Here is an 8,808-nt window from a genome sequence, read left to right as displayed (position 1 = left end):
GTTACTCGGCCTTGATGCCGACCGCCTTCACGATCTGCGCATAGCGCTCGTACTCGGCCGACACGAGCGTCTGGAACTGGCGCTGCGGATACCCCGTGGCCTCGATGCCTTGCGCCGCGAGTTCCGTGCGCAGGGCCGGCGCCTGCACGATGCGCCCCGCATCGGCCGCGATGGCATCGATCACGGGCTGCGGCGTGCGCGCCGGCGCGAACAGGCCGAACCAGGTGCCGGAGCGGTAGCCCTTGTAGGTGTCGCCCACGGTGGGCACCTCGGGCAACAGCGCATGGCGCTTCTCGCCGCTGGTGCCCAGCGCCACCAGCCGGCCGCTGCGGATGTGCGGCAATGCGGGGCCCACGGCGATGAACATCACGTCGACCTGCCCGCCGATCACGTCCTGCATGCCCAGCGGACCGCCGCGGTACGGGATGTGGGTGACATAGATGCCCGCCTTCTGCTTGAGCAGCTCCATGCTGAGCTGCTGCGGGCTGCCGTTGCCGGCCGAGGCGTAGTTGATGCGCCCGGGGTGCGCCTTGGCCGCGCGCACGAAGTCGGCCACGGTGCGAAAACCGGTCTTCGGGTTGGCGACCAGCACGAAGTCGATCTGCCCGAGTGACACCACCGGCACCAGGTCGCGCCGCGCGTCGTACGGCAGGCCGGGCTGGATGTTGGGGAGGATGGTGATCGGGCCGTCCGCGCCCACCAGGAGCGAATAGCCGTCGGGCTGCGCCTTGGCCAGTCCGTCGGCCGCCAGGATGCCGGCCGCGCCGGCGCGGTTGTCGACCACCACGGGCTGCTTCCATTGCTCCGACAGGCGCTGCCCCAGCAGGCGCGCGAGCACGTCGGGCGAGCTGCCGGGCGTGTTCGCCACCGTGAGGTGCACGGGCTTGGACGGATAGGCCGGCGCGGGCGAGGTCTGGGCCTGCGCGGCAAAACCGAGCACGGCCAGCGACACGCCGGCCCACAGCGCCAGGACCGGTTTCAGCAGCTTCAAGGGGGAACGGGCGCGCATGGAGAACTTTCGGTTGCAGGAGACAAAGCGCGCGATTCTGTCGCGCCGCGGCCCGCAAGCGAACGACCCATTCGTCAGATGCTTAGGTGCTTTCGGGCATATGCAGGCGCGCCCGCGTCCCCGCGCGGGACGCGGGGACCCCGGATGCAACACAATGGCGTTTCGCATGAAGACCTCCACCCCGCACCCGAAGCCCCCCCTGGCCGCCGCCCCGTTCGACAGCGAAACGCTGCTGCGCGACAGCGGTCTGCGCGTGACGCGCGCCGCGCAGACGGTGCTCGAACTGCTTGAACACAGCTCGCAGCCGCTGACCCACGAGGACGTGGCCTCGGCCTACACCACCGCCACCGGCGAGGCGCCCGACCGCGTGACCGTCTACCGCGTGCTCGACCGGCTGGTCGAGGCCGGCCTGTGCGACCGCCGCGTGGGTGCCGATCGGGTCAACCGTTTCTCGCGCCACGTGGACGCCGCGTCGGGCAACACCTTCGAATGCAACCACTGCCACAAGGTGCTGGCGCTGCCGTCGGACCCGGAACTGCCGAAGGTGATGGGGCGGCTCGGCAAGGCACTGCGCAAGCAGGGCATCGACACCCGGCACACGGCGCTCACGCTGCACGGCACCTGCGGCGAGTGCTCCCGCTAGCGCCTGTTCACACGTTCCAGGAAGGGAACGGGTCCGGAAAGTTCTGCCACCACGAGGCGCCGAAGCGCATCTCGTTCTCCGTCAGCAGGCAAGCGTCGAGCCGCGCACGCAGCGCGGCCTCGTCCATGCCGATGCCGATCAGCACCAGCTCCTGCCGCGCGTCGCCCGTGGCCGGGTCCCAGTTCTTCTGGATGAGTTCGAGCGCATCGGCATCGGTCGGCCAGTGCTCGCGCGGCACCGCTGCCCACCAGAAGCCCGCCGCGCCGTAGCGGCAGGCGCCGCCGGCCTGCGACCACGTGCCCGCGCGCGTGGCGCGGCTCGCGAGCCAGAAGAAGCCCTTGGAGCGCACCACGCCCTCCCACTCGCTTTGCACCAGCTTCCAGAAGCGCATCGGGTGGAACGGCAGCCGCGAGCGATACACGAAGCTGCGGATGCCGTAGGCCTCGCTCTCGGGCACATGCTCGCCGCGCAGCTCGGCCAGCCAGCCCGGCGCCTGCTCGGCCTGCTCGAAGTCGAACAGGCCGGTGTCGAGCACGCGGTCGAGCGCCACGCGGCCGAATTCCGCGAGCTCAATGCGCGCACGCGGGTTCAGGCTGCGCAGGATGGCCATCAGCTGCTCGCGCTCCCCGGGCGTGACGAGGTCGGTCTTGTTCACCACCAGCACGTCGCAGAACTCGATCTGCTCGATCAGCAGGTCGACCACCGTGCGCGTGTCCTCGTCGCCCAGCGACTGGCCGCGCTGGCCCAGGCTGTCGGCCGAGCCGTAGTCGCGCAGGAAGTTGAAGGCGTCGACCACCGTCACCATGGTGTCCAGCCGCGCCACGTCGGCCAGGCTCTTGCCGTCTTCGCCGGCGAAGGTGAAGGTCTCGGCCACGGGCAGCGGCTCGGAGATGCCGGTGGACTCGATCACCAGCTGGTCGAAGCGCCCCTCCTTCGCCAGGCGCCTCACCTCCAGCAGCAGGTCTTCGCGCAGCGTGCAGCAGATGCAGCCGTTGCTCATCTCGACCAGCTTCTCCTCGGTGCGCGAGAGCCTGGCGCCGCCGTCGCGCACGAGTGCGGCGTCGATGTTGACCTCGCTCATGTCGTTGACGATGACCGCCACGCGGCGGCCCTCGCGGTTGTGGAGGATGTGGTTCAGCAGCGTGGTCTTGCCCGCGCCGAGAAAGCCGGAGAGCACGGTGACGGGGAGGCGATCGGCCATGGGAACAGGCTCCATATATGCAACAGGATTGCATTATAGGAAGCATACGCAACACGGTTGCATTTAAAACAGGCGGCGCCTCAGTAGCTCAGCTTGGGGTACCAGTCCGAGCCCCGGCCCTCGGGCGTCATGTCGAGCAGGTTCCAGATCGGCATCGGGTCGGGCGCGCCGCGCGGGTCCTGCCCCGGGTCGGCCGTGCCCGGGCCCATTTCAGCGGCCCAGAAATGCCTGATGGTGTCGCCGTCGCGCCGGAACACGTTGAAGGCCGGAAGGTCGCCGCTGTCGGGCGTCTCCCCGGCGTAGTCGGCGTTGAAGCTGTTGCCCTGCGACGAGTAGAGCGGCAGGTAGCGCCAGCCGCGCTCATCGGCAAAGGCGGTCATCCGCTCGACCGGCGACGTGGCGATCACCGCGAACGCCACGCGCTGCAGAAGGTCGGGCATTTCGCCGTCGAACGCGCTCAGCAACGACGTGCACATGGGGCACGGCCGCTCGCGCTTCGGGCCGAACATCCAGTTGTAGGTGATGAGGGTTCCATGCCTGCCGAAGAGGCCGGACATCGGCACCGGCCCGTCGACGCCCTGGAACATATAGTCTTCCGGCACGACCCCGCCGGGCGGCAGCGCACGGCGCATCTCGGCGACGCGCTCGATGCGCCGGCGCAGGTCGATTTCCTCGGCCAGCAGTTCCATGCGCGCCTTTCGGTAGGCCACGCTTTCGTTGGGAAACCGGACGGGGTTGGACCGGGCGAGCTGGCTGGCGGACGCCGGTGCGGCAATTTCGGCTGGGGCAGGCATGGCGGGTCACCTCCTGGTGTGAAGGTTCGGGTTGCGGATTGCTTTGAACCTGCGCACATGGTGATCCCGCGCGCGCCCGCGGCGGTACGCGATTTACCCCAGTCGAGGGCGAATTTGTCCTACCCGCCGAAGCCAGCAATGCCGCCGGCTACATCTCGAACGCGGCCACCTGCCTGCCGTCGATGTCGGTGAACCCATAGGCCTGCGCCAGGTCGGCCACGCGCAACACTGCCCCGCTCTTGTCGATCACCTTCGCGTCGCCCGCCAGCGCCGCCACGGCGCGCCCCAGGTAGCGCGGCGACTCGGTGCGCGCCAGCTCGGGCCGCTCCTGCCAGTGCGCCTCGTCGGTGTTGTGGCCGGCCAGCACGAACTCGGTGCGCATCCAGCCCGGCGACACGGCGACCGAGGCCACGCCGTGGGGCCTGAAGTCCTGCGCCATGCCGAAGGCCAGCCGCGTCATCGAGGCCTTCGCGAGGTCGTAGAACAGGTTGCCGCGCAGGTAGCGGTCGCGGTCCCAGAAGGTGGTGGTCACCACGAGCCCCTTCTTCTGCCGCACCAGCAGGGGCGCGGCGCAGCGGCTGGCGAGCAGGTGGTTGCGCACGCCGCGCTCGAACATGGCATCCCACTGAGCGAGGGGGTGCTCCCAGAACGGCGCGTCGAACACGCCGTCGAAGCTCTCGTGGCCGCCCCAGGCGTTGTTCACCAGCAGGTCGAGCCGGCCGGCCTCGCGCGCCACGCGGGCGAACAGCGCCGCCACGTCTTCTTCGTTCGTGTGGTCGCATGCCACCGCGATGCCGCGCCCGCCCTGGCGCGTGACCTCGTCGGCGGTGTCGTCGATGCTCCCCGGCACCGACGCCATGCCGGACAGGGCCAGCAGCTGGGCGTAGGTGCCGGCGGGCCGATCGCGCGTGCTGCGGCCGGTGACGTACACCGTGGCGCCCGCCGCGCCCAGCTCCAGCGCAATGCCGCGCCCCGCACCCCGGCTTGCGCCCGTGACCACGGCCACGCAGTCTTTCAACGGACGGTGGGCGTTCTCTTCGTGAATCCGGTTCATGGCTCTTTCGATCTGCGTTGGCTTGAGAGCGGCCGAAGATAGAGCGCCCTCAGCCCGCCGTCTTGGAAGAACCCGCAATCGCCCGGCCGAGAAACTCGGTCGGCGTGACGCCGCACAGGGCGCGGAACTCGTTGACCAGGTGCGACTGGTCGTAGAAACCACCGTCGAGCGCCAGTTCGGCCCAGCCCGGCGAAGGTTGCGCGCGCAGCGCGCGCAGGCAGCCGTGCATGCGCGCCAGCCTGCGCCACGCGCGCGGCGCGAGGCCGACGTGGGCATGGAACAGTTGCTGCAGGCGCCGCTCGCCAACGCCCACGGCGGCAGCCACGTCGCGCAGCGGCTCGCGTCCGCCGGCGGCGGCGATGCGGCGGGCCGCGTGCATGGCGACGGCATGGCCGGTGCCGCCCGCTCTTCCGGTGGACTCGCCGCCATGGAGGCGACGCAGCAGGGCCGTGTGCAGCAAAGCCATGCGTTCCGCATCGCCGGGCGCATCGGCCATGCGCGCCAGCAGCAGCGCGCCTTCGCCGCGCCACAACGCATCGAGGTGCACGGCACTTGCGCCGATCTCGCCGGCCGGCACCCCGAGCAGCGCCGCCGCGGCGCCGGGGTGCAAGGTGACCGAGAGCCCGTCGACCTGGCGGCGCATGCGCACCACGACCGGCGCCGCCGACGCGCCGATGGCCTCCACCGCCTGCCCCTGGCCGCCGTCGGCGGACGGCGCATCGCCGAAGTTGAAGACCAGCCGCACCGCGCCGTCGGGCAGCACGCGCTCGCGCACCTCGCAGCCTTCGGCGAAGCTTTCGCGGTACCGCAGGATGTGAGAGACATGGCCGCGCAGCGCGGCGCCCACGGGAAACGCGCGCAGCGTGCCGGCGGGCACGCTCGACTCCGGCCCGTGCAGCGGGTCGTCGTCGAGGCGGAGAAAGAGGCGTTCACCCATGGCGCCGATTGTGTGGAAAAACCCGCCCGTCCGCGAGCACGCCGCCGTGGCCGAAAATCGGCGGCTCCGCCTGCCGCACCTCCCGCGCCCTTCCCCCGCCCTCCCCGAATGCCCACCGCCCTCCCCGTTCTCTACTCGTTCCGCCGTTGTCCCTATGCCATGCGGGCCCGGCTCGCGCTGGTGGCCGCCGGCCAGCATTGCGAGTTGCGCGAGGTGATGCTGAAGAACAAGCCGGCCGAGATGCTCGCGGCGTCGCCCAAGGGAACGGTGCCGGTGCTGTTGACGCCCGAAGGCCCGGTGCTCGAGCAGAGCCTCGACGTGATGCTGTGGGCGCTGCGGCGCGACGATCCGCAACGCTGGCTGCAGCCGCAGGCCGGCACGCTCGAGGACATGCTGGCCCTGGTGGCGGCCTGCGACGACGACTTCAAGCCCCAGCTCGACCGCTACAAGTACCCGCAGCGCCATGCCGACGGCGGCGAGCCGGCGCGCGAGCGCGGCGCGCAGTTCCTGCGCAACCTGGAAGCCAGGCTCTCGGCCTCGCAACACCTGGCCGGCGCCCACGCCACGCTCGCCGATGCGGCCCTGATGCCTTTCGTGCGCCAGTTCGCGATGGTCGATGCCGCGTGGTTCGACGCCCAGCCCTGGCCCCGGCTGCAGGCATGGCTGGCGAACTGGACCGCATCCGACCTCTTCGCGCGCGCCATGCACAAGCACGCGCCCTGGAAAAGCGGCGAGGCCGGCGTCGCTTTCCCGCCGGCCTGAACGCCCCTCAGGCGCCCATCGCCGCTGCCGAGGCCCGCTGGATGCACTCGATGAAATGCTGCGCCGCCGGCGTCGTCAGCTGTCCGCGCCGGCGCACCACGCACACGTTGAGCATCGGCAGCTGTTCCTCGATGTCGACGCGGCGAATGCCGTGCCGCTTGAACGTGAGCTTGACCAGCGGCTCGACGAACAGCCCGATCAGGTCCATGTGCCCCACCAGGCCCAGCGCCACCGTGACCGACTGGCCCTGGATGATCCGCGAGGGCGGCGGCAGCCCCAGCGGCGTGAACAGCGGCGCCACCGACTCGCGCCCGCGATGGTCGTCGCCCGGCAGGATCCACTCGGCCGCGTAAAGCTCGAGCAGCGAGCGCGCCGCGCGCAGCGGGTGGCGGTTGCGCATGCCCACCACCAGCTGCACCGGAAACAGCTCCAGCGCCTCGAACTGCGGATCGAGCGTGCCCGGCACCACGTGCGCGACGGCAAAGTCGAGGTAGCCGTCGCGCAGGCGCGCCAGCATCCACGGCAGCACCGCCTCGCTGAACTGCACGTCGACCGCGGGCAGCCGCGTGTGGAAGTCCTTGAACGCCGCGGGCAGCACGGTGAGCGCGAACGAAGCGCTCACCGCCATCGACACCGAACCAGTGGCACCGTCGCGGATCTGCGCAATCTCGTCGCGGGCGCGCTGCATGTCGGCCAACAGCAGCCGCGCCCGCGGCGCGAAGGCCTGGCCGAACTCGGTGAGGCGCACGCCCTTCACGCTGCGCTCCACCAGCGGCGCCCCCACCTCGCGCTCCAGCTCGCGCACGATCTTGGTCACGGCCGGCTGCGAAATGCCCAGCACGCGGGCCGCGGCGCGAATGCTCATCTGCTCGACCACCGCCACGAAGGCGTGCAACTGGTTGGGTTTCATCGGGTGCTGGGGCGTTCCGGCGGAGCCATAGGGTTTCAACCATGACAACCAAAAGTTATCTTTCCGCCCCAATTATTGTCTTTTCATGACAGCACCGAGTCTCTAGCATCCGGCGCGGTCGAGGCATACCTTCGACCCACAACACCTCGAACAGCAATCCCACTGGAGTGACATGAGCATCCCAAGCAGCCGGCCCTCGCCTTCGTCCCCCGCGCGCAGGCGCCAGACCATCGTGGCCACCACGATCGGCAACGGGCTGGAGTTCTTCGACTTCACCGTCTACGGTTTTCTCGCCCTGGTGATCGGCAAGCTGTTCTTCCCGACCTTCAACTCGTACGGCCAGCTGCTGCTGACGGTGGCGAGCTTCGGCGTGGGCTTCATCATGCGGCCGCTGGGCGGCATCGTCATCGGCGCCTACGCCGACCGCGCGGGCCGCAAGAAGGCCATGACGCTCACCATCTTCCTGATGGCGCTGGGCTGCGCGCTGATCGCGTTCACGCCCACCTACGCGGCCATCGGCGTGGCGGCGCCCCTCATCATCGTGCTGGCGCGGCTGATCCAGGGCTTCTCGGCCGGCGGTGAAGTGGGCGCGTCCACCACGCTGCTGGTCGAGCACGCCACGCCGTCCAACCGCGGCTACATGGCGAGCTGGCAATTCGCCAGCCAGGGCCTGGGCGTGCTGATGGGCGCCGTGGTGGTGGGCGTGCTGACGACGTCGCTCTCGCCGGAGGCCATGCTGAGCTGGGGCTGGCGCGTGCCGTTCATCCTGGGCATGCTGATCGCACCCGTGGGCATGTACATCCGCCGCCACCTCGAGGAGTCGCTGCACATCTCGCCGGAACAGGCCGCCGCGCCGCGCGAGAGCAGCCTGAAGATCGTCTGCACGCGGCACGGCAAGACGGTGCTGGCCGCCATTCTTTCGCTGGTGGGCGGCACCACGGCCGCGTATGTCGTGACCTTCTACATGCCCACCTATGCGGTGCGCGAGCTCGGGTTCACGCCGTCGGTGGCGCTGTTCGGCGCCGCGCTCACGGGGCTGATCTCGTTCGCGTTCGCCCCTTTCGTGGGCAAGCTGTCGGACAAGGTGGGCCGCAAGCCGCTCATCCTGTGGAGCCGCATCGCGCTGGCGATCCTCATCTACCCGGGCTTCCTGTGGCTCAACGCCTCGCCCACGCCCACGGTGCTTTTCTTGGTGCTGGGGGTGTTCAGCCTGGGCCTTGTGGTGCAGACGGTGCCCGGCATCACGATGCTGCCGGAGATGTTCCCGAAGGCGGTGCGCGCGAGCGGCATGTCGCTGGTGTACAGCGTGGGCGTGGCCCTGTTCGGCGGCTTCGCGCCCTTCATCAGCACCTGGCTGCTGAACGCCACGGGCAGCAAGCTGGCGCCGGCCTGGTACCTGGTGGCGATGACGGTGGTCTCGCTGCTCGGCCTGCTCTGGCTGCGCGACCATACGGGCCGCGACATCGACGCCGCGGGCGCGCACGCCGCGGGCTGACCC

Annotated in this window: 9 protein-coding genes; 3 read left to right on the top strand and 6 right to left on the bottom strand. The window is 70.2% G+C overall.

Translation table 11 applies throughout. From position 1 onward, the window contains the following. Window position 1: 1 nt before the first annotated feature. Window positions 2–1,009 carry a Bug family tripartite tricarboxylate transporter substrate binding protein gene (locus tag AC1DJH_RS13860; RefSeq protein ID WP_478186075.1) on the bottom strand — a complete coding sequence of 336 codons (1,008 nt, stop codon included), beginning with the start codon at window positions 1,007–1,009 and terminating at the stop codon, window positions 2–4. A 166-nt stretch (window positions 1,010–1,175) separates the two neighbouring features. On the opposite strand from AC1DJH_RS13860, the gene AC1DJH_RS13855 reads away from it, so the two are divergent. Beyond that, a complete protein-coding gene (locus tag AC1DJH_RS13855; protein ID WP_435436468.1) occupies window positions 1,176–1,652 on the top strand; it encodes a Fur family transcriptional regulator in 477 nt (158 codons plus the stop codon). A gap of 7 nt (window positions 1,653–1,659) precedes the next feature. Here AC1DJH_RS13855 and zigA read toward each other — a convergent pair whose 3' ends face one another. From zigA to AC1DJH_RS13835, 4 genes are all read right to left on the bottom strand, one after another. After that, window positions 1,660–2,853: a zinc metallochaperone GTPase ZigA gene (zigA, locus tag AC1DJH_RS13850; RefSeq protein WP_472126308.1), complete on the bottom strand. Its 1,194-nt coding sequence runs from the start codon at window positions 2,851–2,853 to the stop codon at window positions 1,660–1,662. Window positions 2,854–2,933: 80 nt separating this feature from the next. After that, entirely contained in the window at window positions 2,934–3,647 is a 714-nt protein-coding gene (locus tag AC1DJH_RS13845) for a DUF899 family protein (RefSeq protein ID WP_478186074.1), read from the bottom strand. A gap of 148 nt (window positions 3,648–3,795) precedes the next feature. Continuing rightward, window positions 3,796–4,701, bottom strand: coding sequence for an SDR family oxidoreductase (locus AC1DJH_RS13840; protein ID WP_478186073.1), 906 nt, complete (start codon window positions 4,699–4,701; stop codon window positions 3,796–3,798). Between the two features lie 49 nt (window positions 4,702–4,750). Beyond that, the gene (locus tag AC1DJH_RS13835; protein WP_478186072.1) at window positions 4,751–5,638 is read right to left on the bottom strand and encodes an AraC family transcriptional regulator; all 888 of its coding nucleotides are present in this window, start codon (window positions 5,636–5,638) and stop codon (window positions 4,751–4,753) included. A gap of 108 nt (window positions 5,639–5,746) precedes the next feature. Between AC1DJH_RS13835 and AC1DJH_RS13830 the strand changes: the two genes are divergently transcribed. Next, on the top strand, window positions 5,747–6,400 hold the full coding sequence (locus AC1DJH_RS13830) for a glutathione S-transferase (protein WP_478186071.1): 654 nt from the start codon (window positions 5,747–5,749) through the stop codon (window positions 6,398–6,400). Between the two features lie 7 nt (window positions 6,401–6,407). Here the strand turns inward: AC1DJH_RS13830 and AC1DJH_RS13825 are convergent, their stop codons facing one another. Further along, window positions 6,408–7,310, bottom strand: coding sequence for a LysR substrate-binding domain-containing protein (locus AC1DJH_RS13825; RefSeq protein WP_435494610.1), 903 nt, complete (start codon window positions 7,308–7,310; stop codon window positions 6,408–6,410). Window positions 7,311–7,482: 172 nt separating this feature from the next. On the opposite strand from AC1DJH_RS13825, the gene AC1DJH_RS13820 reads away from it, so the two are divergent. Continuing rightward, window positions 7,483–8,805, top strand: coding sequence for an MFS transporter (locus tag AC1DJH_RS13820; RefSeq protein WP_478186070.1), 1,323 nt, complete (start codon window positions 7,483–7,485; stop codon window positions 8,803–8,805). Window positions 8,806–8,808 lie beyond the last annotated feature (3 nt).

Source organism: Variovorax sp. 10N412 (assembly GCF_056394985.1).
Note: the sequence above shows the minus strand (reverse complement) of the source record. Positions and strands in the feature narration are given on the sequence as shown.